The following is a 16,682-nucleotide window of genomic DNA, read 5'->3' as shown; positions in this document are numbered from 1 at the left end:
GCGCTCACGACTACATCCGCTCCGGCGCCGAGACGCCGAGCAGGCGCAGCCCGTTGGCGATGACCACCCGGGTCGCGTCGTTGAGCCAGAGCCGGGCCCGGTGCAGGTCGGTGACGGCCTCGTCGCCCCGGGGCAGGATCCGGCAGTTGTCGTAGAACCTGTGGTACGCCCCGGCCAGGTCCTCCAGGAAGCGGGCCACCCGGTGCGGCTCGCGCAGCTCGGCGGCGGCGGCCACCACGGCGGGGAACTCGGCCAGCGCCTTGAGCAGTTCGTTCTCCTTCTCGTGGTCGAGCAGCTCGGGCCGGAACGACGCCGCGTCGCCCCGGGTGAGGCCGACCTCGGCGGCGTTGCGGCCGACGCTGGCCGTACGGGCCGCCACGTACTGCACGTAGTAGACGGGGTTGTCCCGGGTGGCCCGGGTCCACAGCTCGATGTCGATGTCGATCGGCGAGTCGCTGGAGTAGCGGGCCAGCGCGTAGCGGGAGGCGTCCACCCCGATCGCGTCGACCAGATCCTCCAGGGTCACCACGGTGCCGGCCCGCTTGCTCATCCGTACCGGCGCGCCGTCGCGGACCAGGTTCACCAGCTGACCGATGAGGATCTCCAGCGTCTGCTCGGGGTCGTCACCGAAGCAGGCCGCCATCGCCTTCATCCGGCCGACGTAGCCGTGGTGGTCCGCCCCGAGCATGATCACGACGCGGTCGAAGCCACGCTCGCGCTTGTCGAGGTAGTAGGCGCAGTCGGCGGCGAAGTAGGTCCACTCACCGTTGGACTTACGCAGTACCCGGTCCTTGTCGTCGCCGAAGTCGGTGGTGCGCAGCCAGGTGGCGCCCTCGGAGTCGAAGAGGTGGCCCTGCTCGCGAAGCCGGGTCAGGGCGTGCTCCAGCTCGCCGCGATCGTGCAGGTCCTTCTCGTTGAAGTAGGTGTCGAACTCGACCCCGAAGTCCCGCAGCGAGGACTTGATCTCCGTGAACATCAACGCGACGCCCTCGACCCGGAAGACCTCCTGGGCGGCGGCGTCGTCCAGGGTCAGCACGTCGGGCCGCCGGGCGGTCACCTGCTCGGCGATCTCCGCGAGGTACGCCCCGCCGTAGCCGTCCTCCGGCGCCGGCTCGTTCCGGGCGGCGGCGAGCAGCGAGCGGGCGAAGCGGTCGATCTGCGAGCCGGCGTCGTTGAAGTAGTACTCGGTGCCGACGTTGGCGCCGGTGGCCCGCAGCAGCCGGCTCAACGCGTCGCCGACCGCCGCCCAGCGGACGCCACCGATGTGCACCGGACCGGTCGGGTTGGCCGAGACGAACTCCAGGTTGATCTTCAGGCCGGCGAGTCGGTCGCTTCGGCCGTACTCCTCACCCGCCTCGACGATCGAGCGGGCGAGCTGTCCCGCGGCGGCGGCGTCGAGCCGGATGTTGAGGAACCCCGGGCCGGCGATCTCGACCGATTTGATCCCCGACGTACTGGCCAGCTCGGCGGCCAGCGCGGCAGCCAGCTCCCGGGGCGGCAGCCCGACCTTCTTACTCAGCTGAAGCGCCAGGGTGGCAGCGTAGTCGCCGTGCTCGGGATTGCGCGGCCGCTCGACCGTGGTGTGCTCCGGCAGTGCGGAGCGGTCCAGCTCTCGGTCGGCGAAGACGGCGTGAGCGGCGGCGAGGACGGCTTCGGCGAGTTCTGCAGGAGTCACCGAACCATGTTATCGGGGGTAGACTCGGTCCCCGCGGCGGCGACCCAGCATCCGAACCCGGCCCGCCAGAGCCCCTGACCGACCGACCTGACGAGGCACGATGAGTATCAGCACCCCGGGCGGCCCGGAACGCCGCCCGACCGTGGTCAGCACCGGCAAGAAGCCGGCGGCGGGACGGCCGGCCGCCGGCGCCAAGGCGACCGGAGCCAAGGCTGGCCCCAACAAGTCCGGATCGGCCCAGCGCGCGGGGGGCGGCAGGGGGCCGCGTAAGCCGATCACCCCGGTGAAGGTGAGCCAGGGCCGGTCGTGGGGGCCGATCGCGCTCTTCGTCGCCGTCGGCGTGCTCGCCACGTCGATCATCGGGTTCGGGGCCTGGGCGACCTTCAAGGGCAGCCAGTCCTGGGAGGACAAGGCCGCCGACATCGCGGGCATCATCAACTACCGCGAGAGCGACCCGGACAGCCTCACCTACGAGTCGCACCAGTCCGGCAAGATCGAATACAAGTACACCCCGCCGGTCGGTGGCGCGCACAACAACGCCTGGCAGCGCTGCCTCGGCGATGTCTACGACGCGCCGATCGCGGCCGAGCACGCGGTACACAGCATGGAGCACGGCGCGGTCTGGCTCACCTACCGCCCGGACCTGCCCGCGGCCGACGTCGAGAAGCTGGCCAGCGTGATCCGGGGCAACGACTTCATGCTGATGAGCCCGTACGAGGGGCTGGACTCCGCCGTGTCGCTCCAGGCGTGGGGCTACCAGCTCAAGGTCGACAGCGCCGACGACCCGCGGATCAAGGAGTTCGCCACCACGCTGGCACAGAACGCCTCGATCGAGCCGGGCGTGCCCTGCTCCTCCGGCAACTACACCACCGGCACCGGCACCGAGCCGCGCGAGTTGGCTCCGCCGACGGGTGGCTGACATGCCCAGCGCGATCCAGGAGGCGCCTCCGACGGAGCGCAACGGCACCGAACTCCGCCGGCCGTCCCGGACGCTGCGCTACCTGACCCTGGTCATGGCGGCGGTGCTGCTGCTCGGCATCGGGTGGACGGCCGCGACCCTGATGTCAAACCGGGCCCCGGGTGAGGACTCGGCCGAGGCCGGCTTCGCCCGGGACATGTCCCGTCACCACGCCCAGGCGGTGGAGATGGCCATGATCGCGTACGCGAAGGCGCAGAACCCGGCGATCCGGCAGATGGGCTACGACATGGCCCTGACCCAGCAGGCTCAGATCGGGCACATGCAGCGCTGGTTGCAGGAGTGGGAGTTGCTGCCCACCGGCTCGCGACCGGCGATGGAGTGGATGCCCGACGCCGTTCCGCTGAGCCAGGACGGGCTCATGCCCGGCATGGCGACCCGCGAGGAAATCACCCAACTGCACGAGGCCCAGGGCGTCGAGGTCGACCGACTCTTCATCAAGCTGATGATCAATCATCACCTCGGTGGGGTCCACATGGCCGACGGCCTGTTGCAGGTCTCCGACCGCGCCGAGGTGGTCCGGATGGCCGAGGCCATGAAGCAGACGCAGCAGAAGGAGATCAACGAGCTGCGCCGGATGGAGCCTGCCGGCGGTTGATCCGCTCGTACCCGACCAACCCTCGCCGCCCCGCTCGACTGTTCGAGCGGGGCGGCGACGCGTAGGCAGCCGAGTGCCACCGGGATCGTCTCCTCCGCCCCACCTTGGGGCTATACGACCGATTTTCCCTCTAGGGGTTACTTGGAGCGAAGTGCACTCGTTGTCCGGACGTGGGGGTTGCACTCAGAGACGCGCGGCGTTCGGTCACCAGCTGGTGCCGACGCCACACCATCGGCGGTGACGGAGCGGTGGCAGCCGTCCGTCGCGGACAGCGGCAGGGTGAGCCGGGAACACTCAGCCGCGAACAGGAGCTGGAACTGATCGACACCCTTCGGGGCGTCCACCCCGACGCGTTCGGCCTGGACGAGGAGCTGTGGACCCGCCAGAGTCTGCACGCCCTCATCCAGCAGCAGTTCGGTTTGACGCTGGACGTGGGAGTGGTCGGGGCGTACCTGCGGGCCTGGGGGTTGGGGCCGCGCGAGCCCCGCGAGCGGGCCTGCGGGCTCTGCGTCGGGGCGGTCGAGCGGTGGGTACGCAGCGAGTACCCGGCGATCACCCGGGCGGCTCAGGAACACCTGGCCGAGGTGTACTGGGTGGGTCGGGTCCGGCTGCGGGGCACCATGCCGGCGGCCGACGTCATCTCGGCGGTCTCCTCACGGGGGCGGGTCCGGTTCATGGTCACCACCCCGTCGGTCGACCCGCCGCTCCCCCGGGAGTTCGTGCACCGGCTCAGCGGTGCCGAGCGGCGGACCGTGCACCTGATCGTCGACGGCTCGTGGGCCCGCAACGAGTGGCCGCGCCGGCTCCCCCGGCGCATCGTGCCGCACCCGCTGCCCAGCTGCGGACGCGCGCTGGCCGCCTGACGCGCCGATACCGATTCGGCGATCGGGTGGGGCGTTTGCTAGTCTTCTCCAGTCGCTGAGCCCCCGTAGCTCAGGGGATAGAGCACCGCCCTCCGGAGGCGGGGGCGCAGGTTCGAATCCTGCCGGGGGCACGAGCTTTGGTGCCCCATGTCCGCTGAGAAGCGCGGACCTGGGGCGCTCGTCATTTCTCCTGGGGCCCGAGCCCCAGACCCCACGGCGGCGGACGCCGACGCCGTCCGACCCTGCCGGGCTTCCTCCCGGCCCGAGCCCCGAACCCCACGGCGGCGGACGCCGACACCGTCCGACCCTGCCGGCTTCCTCCCGGCCCGAGCCCCGAACCCTACGGCGGCGGACGCCGACACCGTAGGAGCGTTCCGGCTTTCCTCCCCGATGAGCCCCAAACCTCACCCGGCGGTCGCAGGCAGCGTCGTGCAACTTCTCGGGTCGCGGGCACCGTTCTACCTTCGTCAGAGGGGAGACGGCCGGTTGAAAGCCGCAGACGAGCAAGCGTTCCGAGAATTCGTCAACGCCCAGATGGGAGCACTGCGCAAGCTGGCCTACGTGACCTGCGGGGACTGGCACATGGCCGAGGATGCCGTCGCCAACGCGCTGGTCAAGCTCTATCCGCGTTGGCGGAAGCTGGACCGACCGGACCTGTACGTCAAGACCATGGTCTACCGGGCCGCCATCGACGAGCAGCGGAGACCCTGGCGTCGGGAACGCTCGTCCAGCGATGCCATGCCGGACGTGGCTATGCGGGACCTGAGCGGCGTCACCGACGAGCGGTTGCGGATAAAGGCGGCGCTGGACGCGGTGCCGGCCCGCCAACGGGCAGCCGTGATCCTGCGTCACTACCTGGGCCTGTCCTTGGAGGACACCGCCGCTGTCCTGGGCTGCAACGTCGGTACCGCGAAGAGCCAGACCTCGCGCGGGCTCGCCAAGCTACGGGAACTGCTGGCGACAGATCGGATCAGACTCACCGGGGATCGGATGGAGGAATGGGAAAGTGCAGTTGCGTGAGGTCGTGGACGTGGTGACGGCGGACGAGCCGCCGGTGTCGCACAGCACCGAGGAAATCATCAGGGCCGGCCGGAAGGCCGAGCGTCGGCGCCGGGCCGGATTCGCATCGGCCGGCGCGGCCGGGCTGGTCGCTGTCGTGGTGGCCGGCGTGTCCGCGCTGCCGCTGGTCACCGGGGGCCAGGCGGGGGACGTGGCCGCCGGGACCGGCGAGAGCATCGCCGCTCCGGCCGCCGGGAGCGGGGCAGCCGAGTGGCCGGACGCCCCGCCGTTCACCTTCACCTTCAAGGCGTTCGACGCCGGCAAGCTTCGCGTACAGGATCCGATCGTGGCGTCCACGGCCTACCAGATAGCGCGGGTGTACGTCGATGGCATGGTCACCAACGACCGGGCCGTCACCGACCAGGAAGACAAGCAGCACTCGGAGCAGCGGAAGACCGCTGCGGGGCCGTCCGACAAGCATGTTTCCGCCTACCTGACGCTCTACCGGCCGGGTGCGTTCGACCCGTCCGGCACCGAGGGCGGCACCAGCAGCACAGTGGCCGGGCGGGACGCGGTCCAGTGGACCTTCACCAGCCCGGCCGGCCGGCAGCTTGCCTGGGAGTACGCCGACGACGCGTGGGCGGTCGTCACCGCGTACACGCACGAGGCCGCCCCCACCTTCGCAGAGCTGTCGGCGCTGGCCACCGCCATGAAGCCGAGCACGCCCGAGGCGGCCACGCTGCCGTTCACGGTGGGCCACGTGCCCTCCGGCTACGCCCCGGTGGAACTCGGCACCCGAGCCACCTCCGGCGTCAACGGCGTCGCCTCGGCACGCGACGGCAACTACGGCGGCGCGGTCTACACGAAGCCGGCCCTGGCCACAACGGGGCTGGCCGCCCCCTGGGGATCCGACGGAGGGAACATCCCGGGTAGCTTCACCGTCTTCGTCACGCCGAGCACCAACTCCAACCAGCAGGCCGAAGCCGGTCGAACGCGGTGCCAGCAGAACGACTCGACGTTCTGCAACGTCTGGAGTCCCGACGGCAAGGTGCAGGTGCAGGTCAGCTCCGAGCACCTCTCGGTGGCGGAGACGACCAGGATCGCGGAGTCGGTGACGCTGGCCGACGTGCAGGACCAGGACACCTGGATCCCGGCGGCAGAGGCACTGGTGCCGTAGCCCCCGGTGCCGTTGGGCGCCGTGTTCCCGACCGGGAACACGGCGCCCGGTCCGTGCGCCGACGGGCCTGCCGAGGTCGGGACCTTGGTCCCACCGGCTTCGGGTGTTCCGGCCCGCGCGCGCCGACCCGCACCGGGGCGAGAGTGGTCACGTAAGAAGCTGACCACGGAGGCAACGATGACCATCCACCACGGCACCCACCGATCGATCGAGCGCCCGCTCGAACACGCCGAACTGCCCGGCGCCATGCTGACCACGACCGCCGCCCGGGCCCTTGCCGTGCTGCGGATCTCCACCGGCCTCGTCTTCATCTGGGCCTTCCTCGACAAGACCTTCGGCCTCGGCTACGCCACCCCGGCCGAGCGAGCCTGGATCAACGGCGGATCGCCGACCAAGGGCTTCCTCGCCAACGTCGAGGTGGGACCGTTGCAGTCGGTGGCCCATTCGATCGCCGGAACGTGGTGGGCGAACGCCCTCTTCATGGTGGGCCTGGCCGCGATCGGCCTCGCCCTGATCGCCGGCGTCGGCCTGCGGGTGGCGGCCGCCTCGGGCACCCTGATGATGGCGCTGATGTGGCTGGCCGAGTTCCCGCTGGCCAGGTTCACCGCCGGTGGCGACCCGACCGGCTCCACCAACCCGGTGGTCGACTACCACCTGATCTACGCCGTGGTCCTGGTCGCCCTGGCCGCTGCGTACGCCGGGCACACCTGGGGTCTGGGCCGGCTCTGGGCCCGCCTGCCCTTCGTGCAGCGCCACCGCTGGATGATCTGAAGCCCGACCCGGTGCGGGGCCGGACCGTCACCACGGTCCGGCCCCGCGCGGCCCGTTGTCGCGGTCCTCAGTCGGTGGCGGCGCGTCGGGCACGGGCCCGGCGGCGCCCCTCGTGCATGGCCTGCACCCTCGGCACGGGGATGGCCCGGCCCTCCTCGATCAGCTCGCCGGGGAGCCGCTGGGGTGCCGGCATCAACTCGCTCCACGGGTCCCGCTGCGCCACCAGCGCCGGGACCGTCCGGACGGTGAAGTCCGCAGCGGTGACGGACTCCAGGTCCGGCCAGGGCACCGGGAAGGAGACCGGCACGCCGGGACGCAGCCGGGGGCTGTACACCGACACGACGGTCGCGCCGCCGGTGCGGGTGGGATCGACGAAGACCTTGCCACCCCGGTCCTCGCGGATGAACGCGGTGGTCGCCAGCGCCGGATCCAGGCGCTCCGCCCGAGCCGCGAGAGCCCGGGTGGCCGCGGCCAATTCCTCGGCGTCGGGACCGGGTTCGACCGGGACGAAGACGTGCACCCCCTTGGCGCCGCTGGTCTTCACCGCACCCGCCAGTCCGGCGTCGGCGAGCGCCTGCCGGACCAGCAGCGCGGCCGCCACCGCGGCCCCGAACCCACCGGTCTCCGGCGGATCGAGGTCCAGCACCAGGTGGGTGGGACGGCTCAGGTCGTCGGCCACGGCCAGGGTGGGGTGGTACTCGACGGCCCGCTGGTTGGCGAACCAGAGCAGGGTACGGCGGTCGTCGCAGAGCGCGTACGCGATCTCCCGGCGGGACGCCTCGGCCCAGATCGACACCCGACGCACCCAGTCCGGGGTGTAGCGGGGCAGGTTCTTCTGCATGAACGGCGGCTGTCCCGGACGCACCCGGACCACCGACAGCGGACGGCCACGCAACTGCGGGACGAGCCGGTCCGCCACCGCGTCGAGATAGTCGACCAGGTCACGCTTGCGCTCTCCCGACCCGTCGAACAACTGCTGGTCGAGGTTGGTCAGCGCGACCCCGTCCCGGTTCTCGTCAGCCCCGCTCATCCGATCACCATCCCGGCCGGACGCCCGGCGGTCAACCGGAACGGCGCGCCGGATCCGTCCACGCCGTCAGCTCGCCAGCGTCAGCGGAGCCTACCTGCGGGCGACCGCCTTACGGGCCAGCCACCGCTCAGGCGAGGGGATCTCCGGCGGCGACGGCGGCGAGCAGGCGGGTGATGTGGGCGCGGGTCGCCGCGTACAGGCCGGAGCCGTAGCTGATCCGGGCCACTCCCAGGGCGGCCAGTTCCGATTGCTCCGGCGCAGCGGGTCGGGCCAGTACGTTTACCGGTGCCGCCACGGCCTGCACGAAATCCGGCAGTTGCGTCCGGTCGGCCAGCAGGATCGGGTAGACGCAGTCCGCCCCGGCGGCCAGGTAGCGGCGCGCCCGGCGGATCGCCTCGGTGAGCCGTTCGGCCGGTGCACCGCCGGGCCGTAGGAAGACGTCCACCCGGGCGTTCACGACCACCGCGACCCCGGCGTCGTCCGCCGCCGCCCGCACGCCGGCCAGCAGGTCGGCCTGTTCCTCGGCGTCGACCAGGACGCCGGTACGCGGATCCGAGTCTTCCAGGTTGAGCCCGACCGCCCCGCTGTCGAGCAGCCGGGAGACCAGTTCAGCCGGGCGCAGACCGTAGCCCCGCTCCAGGTCGGCGGTGACCGGCACGGCGACCGTGCGGGCGATCCGGGTCACGGCCGCGAACATCTCCCCCGGCGGGATGCGCTCGCCGTCGGCGTACCCGAGCGACTCGGCGACGGCGGCGCTGCCGGTGGCCACCGCCGGAAAGCCGGCGTCGACGACCGCCCGGGCCGAGCCGGCGTCCCAGGCGTTGGGGAGCACCAGCGGGTCGCCGGGACGGTGCAGGGCACGAAGCGCGACCGCCCGGGCCGCCGTCGAGTCGGTCACGATCTGATTCTCGGCCCGGCGCGACGCCCATCCGGAGAGCCAATTCGGCACCGCTGGCTGTGGGGAACGCCACTGATCTGACCGATCGGTCAGTCTCTGACCGATCGGTCAGGCATGCTGAGAGTCATGGCCCGCACCACCCCGCAGACCCACGGCGAGATCCTGGCAGCCGCGGCGAGACGTTTCGCCGCCACCGGCTACCGAGGCACCTCGTTGCAGGACATCGCCACCGAGGTGGGCTGTTCCAAGGCGGCGGTGCTGTACCACTTCGCCAACAAGGAGGCGATCCTCACCGCGCTGATGGCGCCCGCGATCGAGGTGCTGCGGTCGCTCGACGACCGGATCTCCGCCCAGCCCGGGCCGGCCGCCGCCCAGCGGGTCGCCGCCGAGGGCTTCGTCGATCTCGCGGTCCGGTTCCGCAGCGAGATCGCCCTGCTCCGGGGCGAATTCCCGGAGCTGCTGCAACAGCCCGTCTTCGCCCACATCCAGCAGATCTCCGAACGACTCATCGATGCGCTCGCCGGGCAGTCCGCGCGAGCCTCCGCCCGGATCACCGCGCTGGTGCTGCTCGCCGGCATCGCCGAGACCTGCGGCGAGTTCGCCGACGTGCCCGACCAGGAACTGGGCGACGCGCTGCTGGCCCTGCTGCGGCGGGCGCTTGAGCCGCCCGTCCACTGACCCGTCCCACCATCCACGACCGAGGGAAAGGACCTCATGGCGACCCTGCTCTACCGGCTAGGCCGGGGATCGATGCGTCGGCGGCGACTCGTCGCCGCGATCTGGCTCGTCGTACTCGTCGGGCTCGGCCTGGCAGCAGCGACCCTGCGCGGCCCGACGGCCAGCAACTTCACCATGCCCGGAACCGAGTCGCAACGCGCGCTCGACCTGCTCGACGAGCAGTTCCCGGCGGCGGCCGGCGCCACCGGCACCATCGCGGTCAAGGCACCGGCCCCGGGGCAGCTCGGCACCCCCGAGGGCCAGGCAGCGATCCGGTCGATCACCGAGGAGGCCACGACGGTCCCGGGTGTGCTCGCCGCCATCGACCCGTTCCAGGTCGGCTCGGTCTCACCCGACGGCCAGTACGCGCTGATCCAGGTGCAGTTCAACGACGGCGCCGACCAGATCACCGATGAACAGCGCGAGGCGTACGAGGAACTCGGTACCCAGGTCGAGGCCCAGGGTTGGCAGGTGGCACCCGGCGGTGAGGTGCTCAACACCGAGCCCGAGGTCGGCTCCACCGAGGCGATCGGCGTCGCGGTGGCCCTCGTGGTCCTGGTGGTCACCTTCGGCTCCCTGGTGGCCGCGGGCATGACAATGCTCAACGCGCTGATCGGCGTCGGCGTCGGCATGGCCGGCCTCTTCGCACTCAGCAGCGTGGTCGAACTGACCAGCACCGCACCCATCCTCGCGTTGATGCTGGGCCTGGCCGTCGGCATCGACTACTCGCTCTTCATCACCTCGCGGTACCGACAGAACCTGCTCGACGGCATGCCGGCGGACGAGGCGATCGGCCGGGCGGTCGGCACCGCCGGCTCGGCGGTGACCTTCGCCGGTGCCACAGTCGTCATCGCCCTGGCCGGTCTCGCGGTGGTGAACATCCCGTTCCTGACCGTGATGGGTCTGGCCGCCGCCGGCACGGTCACCGTCGCGGTGCTGGTGGCGATCACCCTGCAACCGGCGCTGCTCGGTTTCGCCGGACGCCGGGTGCTGCCCCGCCGGTTGCGCTCGTCGGTGCCGGTGGCCCTGACCGCCGATGACCTCCCGGACGACGCTGCCCGCCGCAGCGACGTGACCACCCACCGCGCGGCACCGGAGACCGCCACCAACGCCAGCGAGGACACCTCGGCGTTCGGCTTCCGTTGGGCCCGACTGGTCACTCGGCTCCGGATCCCGGTGATCCTCGTCGGCCTGCTCGGCCTGGGGCTGCTCGCGCTACCCGCACCGGACATGCGCCTGGCGCTGCCTGACGCCGGTACCGCTCCGGTCGGCTCCGCCGCCAGGGTCTCCAACGACCTGATCACGGAGGGCTTCGGCCCGGGCTTCACCGGCCGTCTCGCAGTGGTTGTCGCCGGCGACGACGCCGCCGCCACAGCCGCAGCCGTTCCGCAGGTCACCGCGCTGGTCCAGCGCACCGACAACGTGCTCGCCGTGGCCCCGCCGCAGCTCAGCCCGGACGGCCGGACCGCGCTGCTCGGGGTGATCCCGCAGACCGGCCCGACCGACCCGGCCACCGAGACGATGGTGCACGACATCCGCACCGCCGTCGGCGGCATCCAGGGCGCCGACGTACTGCTCACCGGCGTGACGGCGATCGGCATCGACATCTCGGAGAAACTCTCCGACGCGTTGCCGATCTATCTGGCGCTGGTGGTCGGCCTGTCGATCCTGCTGCTGATGCTGGTGTTCCGCTCGGTGCTGGTGCCGGTTAAGGCGGCCCTGGGTTTCCTGCTCACCGTCGCCGCCACCTTCGGCATCACGGTCGCGGTCTTCCAGCAGGGGCACCTCGCCGACCTGGTCGGCCTGGACACTCCCGGCCCGCTGATCAGCTTCCTGCCGATCCTGCTGATCGGCATCCTGTTCGGCCTGGCCATGGACTACGAGGTGTTCCTGGTCTCCCGGATGCGGGAGGATTTCGTCCACGGTGACACCGCCCAGCAGGCCACCATCAACGGGATGGGGCACGGGGCACGCGTGGTCACCGCCGCCGCCCTGATCATGACCTCGGTCTTCGGCGGCTTCATCTTCCTCGACGACCCGGTGATCAAGTCGATGGGCTTCGCGCTCGCCATCGGCGTGGCCATCGACGCCTTCGTGGTCCGGATGACCATCGTCCCGGCGGTGATGTCACTGCTCGGCAAGGTTGCCTGGTGGCTGCCCCGCTGGCTGGACCGGGCGCTGCCGAACGTCGACATCGAGGGCGAGAAGCTGCGCGCCGAGCTCGACGACAAGGTCGGCGCCGGCGCCTGACCAGCACGGCGACCCGGCCCTCCACCGAACGTCCGGTGGAGGGCCGGGTCGGCACCGGCTCAGACACCCGCCGGGTAGGTCTCCATCTCGCCCGGAGCGGCCAGCGCGGGCAACGGATGCAGCGCAGTGGTCTCGTCGCACCAGATGAAGGCGTCGTAGCGTTCCCCGAGCCGGGTCGGCACGTAGTTGCCCCACGACTCGAACGACGGGTCGTACACCACCCCGATCGCCCGGTGGTCGAGCGTGTCGGTGACCCAGCCCGGCTGGTCCGGACCGCCGAAGACCAGCACCGCGCGCTCGGGCATCAACTCGTGCAACCGGTGCTCCAGCGAACCGGGTCGGGCCGGCGGCACCACCATCGCCTCCGAAGGCGAGCCCCAGCGCGGCGCGGCGATCACCGTGCCCCGCCAACTGCCGAAGCCGATCAACGCCACCCGGTCCGCGCCGTGGCGTTCCCGCGCCAACTGGCCGATGTTCACCATCCCGTCGGCAGCCATGTCGGTCGCCCGCGCGTCACCGACGTGCGTGTTGTGCGCCCACACGACGCCCCGGGCACCCGGCCCGTAGCGGTCGAGCAACCGGTCCAGGGTGTCGGTCATGTGGATGTCCCGGACGTTCCACGAACCGGGCCCACCGGCCACCATCTCCCGGTAGTAGCGCTCCGCGCCGGCCACCACCTCCGCGTTCTGCCAGGCCGAGAAGGCACCCGGCCCGTCGGTGGCGGCGTGTTCGCGGGTACGGGCCAGCAGCCGGATCACCTCCTGCTCGCACCGGGCGGAGACGAACCGGCTCGCCGCGCCATACTCCTCGACCCGCTTGCCGTACGGCTCGAAGCAGCGGTACGCGTCCTGGGCGGCCTCCAACGACGCCGGCTCCTCCTCGCCGAGGTAGTCGAAGATCGCCTGCATCGACTCCCAGAGGCTGTAGACGTCGAGACCGTGGAAGCCGACCCGGGCCGCCTCGGCCCGCTCCATGTTCCAGGCGCGCAGCCAACGGCAGAAGCGGGCCACCTCGGCGTTGGCCCACATCCACGTCGGCCACCGCTCGAAGCCCTCCAGTGCGGTCTGCGGCTCGGCCACACCGCCGGGGGCGCCGGTCACCGAACGGTGCACCCGGTCGCAGTCCGGCCAGTCACCTTCCACCGCCACGAAGGAGAAGCCGCACTCGGCGACCAGCCGCCGGGTCAACTGCTCCCGGATGCGGTAGTAGTCGTAGCTGCCGTGCGTCGCCTCCCCGATCATCACCACCCGCGCGTCCCGGACACGCTCCAGCAACGGATCGAGGTCGCTCGGCGCACCGAGCCGCTGTACCAGCATGCCTGCGGCTACCCGGCACCCCGACGGGCAAACGCAGCGGCCCGCCGGGGGTGTGCCGGGGCACCTGCGCGGGTAGATCGGACAGCATGACCGACAGTGGTGCCGCCCTGCACGAATACCTCGCCGGGCTGGACTATCCCGTCTCCCGCGAGGACCTGATCCGCTGGTGCCAGGAGAACGGCGCGAGCACCGAGCAGTTGCAGGCTGTACGTGCGCTCCCGGTGGACCAGTTCAGCTCGCCCACCGAGTTGACCGAGGCGCTGGGCACGTTGCCCTGACGGCTCAGCGGGCGTGCAGCAGGCGGTACAGCACCAGCCACTGCTCCGGCCAGACCTGCCCGACCGGGAGGTCCAGGTCGAGCCGGCTGGCGCGCAACGCCGCCGCCAGCCGGGCCCGCGGATACTCGCGGGCCAGCGAGGCCGCGAGCGAGCCGCCGACCCCGCCGAACCCCAGCTCGACCATCCGCCGGTACGCCGGCAGCGCCCGCGGCGGCAGCAACGGCTGCGTCCGGCGCGCGATGCGCAGGATGCCCGCGTCGACCCGGGGCACCGGGCGGAACGCGGTCCGCGGCACCCGTCCGGCGAACCGCCAGTCGAACTCCGGCCAGCTCAGCACCGTCAGCCGGCTCCATCGGCCGTAGTCACCGGCCCGCCGCCGGGCGTACTCCAGCTGGGTGAGCAGGGTGGCCGTGCGCAGCATCGGGGCGGCCAGGCACCACCGCACCACGGCTGCGGTCAGCGACCACGGGATGTTGCCGACCACGGCGAACTCCTCCACGGGTGCCGCGACAGCGAGGAAGTCCGCCTGGCGACAGGTGACGTTCGGCAGGGTTGCGCAGACCCGGGCCAGTTCCGTTCCGGCGACGGGATCCACCTCGTACGCCGTCAGTCGGCCGCAGCGCATGGCCAGCGGGCGGGTCAGCTGCCCCCGCCCGGCACCCACCTCCAGCACCAGACCGTGCGGGTCGGGGCGGGCGGCGTCGACGAACCGCGCGACGGCGGCCGGGTCGGCGAGGAAATTCTGGGAGAGTACGCGACGGGACCGGTCGCGTCCGGTCGTGCGGGTACGGCGGGGCGCCATGGCGTCGTCCTTGTCTGTCGCCGGGTGGCGACGAGAGCGGACAGGCGACCGTCGACGGGGCCTGTCCGAGCGATCGGGACTCGGACGGCCCTGGTGAGATGGCGCGGGAGAACGGCACCGCGATGCAAGGCGGTGCCGGAGACGTACGCGGGAGAGGCGTCAGTCGCGGGTCGCGCCGGCCAGGGCCGGACGCCGGACGCGCGGGCGGGCCACCAGCAGCGGCCCGAACGCGGCCGACGTGGCGACCGCGTTGATCAGGGCGTGCACGCACATGTCGGCGACCCTACCGACCCTCCCGGCCGGTGGCGACCGATTTCCGGCCCGCGCTCAGGCCGGCACGTCGATCACGGTGCCCTGCGCACGGGCGGTCTCGGCGGCGGCGAGGACCGCCACCACCTCGCGGCCGAAACGCACGTCGCAGCGATGGTCACGGGTGCCGGCGTCGACCTCGGCCAGCAACTGATCGATCGCCACCCCGAACGCCGTCGCCGAACTCGCGCCACCGTTGGGGAGCAGCTCGATGCCGCTCTCGCCGTAGAAGACGAACTCCGCGGCGACCGAGCGGGGTGGTGCGTCAAGGGTCAACGAGACCGTGCTGGTGGCACCGTCGGCATGGCTGAGCAGCAGGTGCACCAGGCCACCGGGACCGTCGGTGGCGGCCACCCGGGTCACCCGGCCGAGCACCGGCAACAGGACGGCCAACGCGTGTGGGCCGATGTCCCACAGCGCGCCGTGCTCCCGACGCCACGGCGACTGCCCGTACGGGCTGCCGGGCTGGAAGATCGAGGCGAACCGGATCACGTTTGCGGTGTGCCAGCCTCCGGCTGCGGCGGTCGCGGCGATGAAGCCGGCGACGTCCGGTTGGTATCGGCCGGTGAAGAAGACCACAGACGCCACACCCGTCCCGGTGGCCGCCTCGACCACGCGGTCGGCGTCGGCGACGCTCAACGCGAGCGGCTTGTCCAGCAGCAGGTGCCGACCGGCGCTGGCGGCCCGGACGGCGATGTCCGCCTGGACGTCGGGCGGCAGCGCGACGGCCACCGCGTCGCACGCCTCGATCAGCGAGTCGACCTCCTCGAAGGCCGGTACCCCGTAGCGGGTGGCCAGCGCAGCGGCCTTGTCGGGGTTACGCCCCCACACGCCTACCAGTTCCGCCCTCGGGTGCGCCTCGAGTGCCGCCGCGTGCGTCTCCGCCGCCCAGTGCCCGGTGCCGAACAACCCGAACCGCATCCCTGTACCTCCGCTGTATTCGCCTGGCCACAGCTGACCCGCGACACTGATCACGCTAGTCCCCCGCGGTCCCCCGTGCCCGGCGTCCCCGCCGTGCCACGGCGCGACCGGCGCGACGCTGCCCGGCCGGGCAGGCGACGGTGGGTGCTCGGCCGGCCGCCCAGGACGGCGGGTGTCTGGCCGGCCCTCTCGGCGGGCGCTCTTACTACGGGGGTTAGTAGAGTGGCCCGGTGATCGGAACGAGCACCGGACGACCCAGGTGACCACCGCCGCGACCACCACCGGATCTCCGGCCGACGGGGCGTTGGCCGTCGCCGCCATCGTGCTGTCGCTGCTGGTCGCCGTCTGGGCGCTGGTGGCCGCGTTGCGCCACCGGCCGCCGGACCGGATGCAGTTGATCGGGCTGGCCGTGCTGGAGTTGCTGCTGCTCGGGCTGGTGCTGGTGACCGCCGTGGCGCTGGCCGGCGGCGAGCGACCGGGCGAACCCGGCTCGTTCTTCGGCTACCTCGTCACGCTGGTCTGCCTGCCGCCGCTGGCGGCGGTGCTGGCCCGGATGGAACCGACCCGCTGGGGGTCGGCGATCGTGTGCGCGGTGTGCCTGGTGACGCCGGTGGTGGTGGTCCGGCTCCAACAGACCTGGCAGGTGCTCGGTGGCTGAACTGAGCCCCGCCCGGCCCCGCACCAACTCCGGCCCGGGCCGGTTGTTGATCGCGGTGTACCTGCTCTTCGCCATCGCTGCCAGCAGCCGCGCCACCCTCCAGATCGTCACCAGGTTCGACGAGGCGCCGCTGGCGTACCTGCTCTCCGCGCTCGCCGCGGTGGTCTACATCGTGGCCGCGGCTGGTCTGGCGCGGGCCGGTCACGCGGGCCGTCGGATCGCCCTGGCCTGCTGCGCGCTGGAACTGGTCGGCGTCGTCGGGGTCGGCGCCTTCAGTCTGGCCCGCCCGGACCTCTTCCCCGACGAGACGGTCTGGTCCGGCTTCGGCAGCGGCTACGGCTACATTCCCCTGGTGCTGCCGATCCTCGGCCTCGTCTGGCTCCGGCACACCCGCAGCCGGACGGCACCGGCCCCTTCCTGACACCCGGTGTCCAGAAAGGGGCC

General features: G+C 71.9%; 17 protein-coding genes and 1 tRNA gene. 12 read left to right on the top strand and 6 right to left on the bottom strand.

The window, feature by feature from the left end:
• Window positions 1–10 precede the first annotated feature (10 nt).
• A complete protein-coding gene (gene argS / locus Vse01_RS17440; protein ID WP_093405380.1) occupies window positions 11–1,675 on the bottom strand; it encodes an arginine--tRNA ligase in 1,665 nt (554 codons plus the stop codon).
• Window positions 1,676–1,775: 100 nt separating this feature from the next.
• Here argS and Vse01_RS17435 point away from each other — a divergent pair, with 100 nt between their 5' ends.
• From Vse01_RS17435 to Vse01_RS17405, 7 genes are all read left to right on the top strand, one after another.
• Entirely contained in the window at window positions 1,776–2,594 is an 819-nt protein-coding gene (locus Vse01_RS17435; protein ID WP_093405378.1) for a thioredoxin-like domain-containing protein, read from the top strand.
• Between the two features lies 1 nt (window position 2,595).
• Complete coding sequence (locus Vse01_RS17430) at window positions 2,596–3,249, top strand: DUF305 domain-containing protein (protein WP_093405375.1); 654 nt, start codon at window positions 2,596–2,598, stop codon at window positions 3,247–3,249.
• Between the two features lie 170 nt (window positions 3,250–3,419).
• Window positions 3,420–4,112, top strand: coding sequence for a winged helix-turn-helix domain-containing protein (locus Vse01_RS17425; protein ID WP_093405373.1), 693 nt, complete (start codon window positions 3,420–3,422; stop codon window positions 4,110–4,112).
• A gap of 59 nt (window positions 4,113–4,171) precedes the next feature.
• A tRNA-Arg gene (locus tag Vse01_RS17420) sits at window positions 4,172–4,243 on the top strand.
• A gap of 355 nt (window positions 4,244–4,598) precedes the next feature.
• Entirely contained in the window at window positions 4,599–5,132 is a 534-nt protein-coding gene (locus tag Vse01_RS17415; protein WP_093405370.1) for a SigE family RNA polymerase sigma factor, read from the top strand.
• Window positions 5,119–6,288: a hypothetical protein gene (locus Vse01_RS17410; protein WP_093405367.1), complete on the top strand. Its 1,170-nt coding sequence runs from the start codon at window positions 5,119–5,121 to the stop codon at window positions 6,286–6,288. Before Vse01_RS17415 ends, Vse01_RS17410 begins: the two co-directional genes overlap by 14 nt.
• Before the next feature lie 177 nt (window positions 6,289–6,465).
• The gene (locus tag Vse01_RS17405; protein ID WP_093405364.1) at window positions 6,466–7,059 is read left to right on the top strand and encodes a DoxX family membrane protein; all 594 of its coding nucleotides are present in this window, start codon (window positions 6,466–6,468) and stop codon (window positions 7,057–7,059) included.
• A gap of 67 nt (window positions 7,060–7,126) precedes the next feature.
• Here the strand turns inward: Vse01_RS17405 and Vse01_RS17400 are convergent, their stop codons facing one another.
• Together Vse01_RS17400 and Vse01_RS17395 are read right to left on the bottom strand one after the other, a co-directional pair.
• The gene (locus Vse01_RS17400; protein WP_093405361.1) at window positions 7,127–8,089 is read right to left on the bottom strand and encodes a DNA polymerase domain-containing protein; all 963 of its coding nucleotides are present in this window, start codon (window positions 8,087–8,089) and stop codon (window positions 7,127–7,129) included.
• A gap of 127 nt (window positions 8,090–8,216) precedes the next feature.
• Complete coding sequence (locus Vse01_RS17395) at window positions 8,217–8,987, bottom strand: isocitrate lyase/PEP mutase family protein (protein ID WP_093405524.1); 771 nt, start codon at window positions 8,985–8,987, stop codon at window positions 8,217–8,219.
• A 126-nt stretch (window positions 8,988–9,113) separates the two neighbouring features.
• On the opposite strand from Vse01_RS17395, the gene Vse01_RS17390 reads away from it, so the two are divergent.
• Together Vse01_RS17390 and Vse01_RS17385 are read left to right on the top strand one after the other, a co-directional pair.
• Window positions 9,114–9,665: a TetR/AcrR family transcriptional regulator gene (locus Vse01_RS17390; RefSeq protein WP_093405359.1), complete on the top strand. Its 552-nt coding sequence runs from the start codon at window positions 9,114–9,116 to the stop codon at window positions 9,663–9,665.
• Window positions 9,666–9,701: 36 nt separating this feature from the next.
• Window positions 9,702–11,954 carry an MMPL family transporter gene (locus Vse01_RS17385; RefSeq protein WP_093405356.1) on the top strand — a complete coding sequence of 751 codons (2,253 nt, stop codon included), beginning with the start codon at window positions 9,702–9,704 and terminating at the stop codon, window positions 11,952–11,954.
• A 59-nt stretch (window positions 11,955–12,013) separates the two neighbouring features.
• Here the strand turns inward: Vse01_RS17385 and Vse01_RS17380 are convergent, their stop codons facing one another.
• Window positions 12,014–13,270, bottom strand: a complete 1,257-nt coding sequence (locus Vse01_RS17380; RefSeq protein WP_093405354.1) for an erythromycin esterase family protein — start codon at window positions 13,268–13,270, stop codon at window positions 12,014–12,016.
• Window positions 13,271–13,356: 86 nt separating this feature from the next.
• Here Vse01_RS17380 and Vse01_RS17375 point away from each other — a divergent pair, with 86 nt between their 5' ends.
• Window positions 13,357–13,548: a DUF2795 domain-containing protein gene (locus Vse01_RS17375; protein ID WP_093405351.1), complete on the top strand. Its 192-nt coding sequence runs from the start codon at window positions 13,357–13,359 to the stop codon at window positions 13,546–13,548.
• Window positions 13,549–13,552: 4 nt separating this feature from the next.
• On the opposite strand, the gene erm is transcribed toward Vse01_RS17375, so the two are convergent.
• On the bottom strand, window positions 13,553–14,350 hold the full coding sequence (gene erm / locus Vse01_RS17370) for an ErmE/ErmH/ErmO/ErmR family 23S rRNA (adenine(2058)-N(6))-methyltransferase (RefSeq protein WP_093405348.1): 798 nt from the start codon (window positions 14,348–14,350) through the stop codon (window positions 13,553–13,555).
• Between the two features lie 327 nt (window positions 14,351–14,677).
• Window positions 14,678–15,580: a Gfo/Idh/MocA family protein gene (locus Vse01_RS17365; protein ID WP_093405345.1), complete on the bottom strand. Its 903-nt coding sequence runs from the start codon at window positions 15,578–15,580 to the stop codon at window positions 14,678–14,680.
• A gap of 259 nt (window positions 15,581–15,839) precedes the next feature.
• Here Vse01_RS17365 and Vse01_RS17360 point away from each other — a divergent pair, with 259 nt between their 5' ends.
• Window positions 15,840–16,238 carry a hypothetical protein gene (locus tag Vse01_RS17360; protein ID WP_093405343.1) on the top strand — a complete coding sequence of 133 codons (399 nt, stop codon included), beginning with the start codon at window positions 15,840–15,842 and terminating at the stop codon, window positions 16,236–16,238.
• Window positions 16,231–16,659 (top strand): hypothetical protein, encoded by a 429-nt coding sequence (locus Vse01_RS17355; protein ID WP_093405339.1) that lies wholly within the window; start codon window positions 16,231–16,233, stop codon window positions 16,657–16,659. The genes Vse01_RS17360 and Vse01_RS17355 overlap by 8 nt, the downstream gene beginning before the upstream one ends.
• Window positions 16,660–16,682: the final 23 nt, after the last annotated feature.

It is taken from the genome of Micromonospora sediminimaris, from assembly GCF_016863575.1.
Lineage (GTDB): Bacteria > Actinomycetota > Actinomycetes > Mycobacteriales > Micromonosporaceae > Micromonospora > Micromonospora sediminimaris.
The sequence above is the reverse complement of the archived record's forward strand: the minus strand, read 5'-3'. Positions and strand labels throughout refer to the sequence as shown.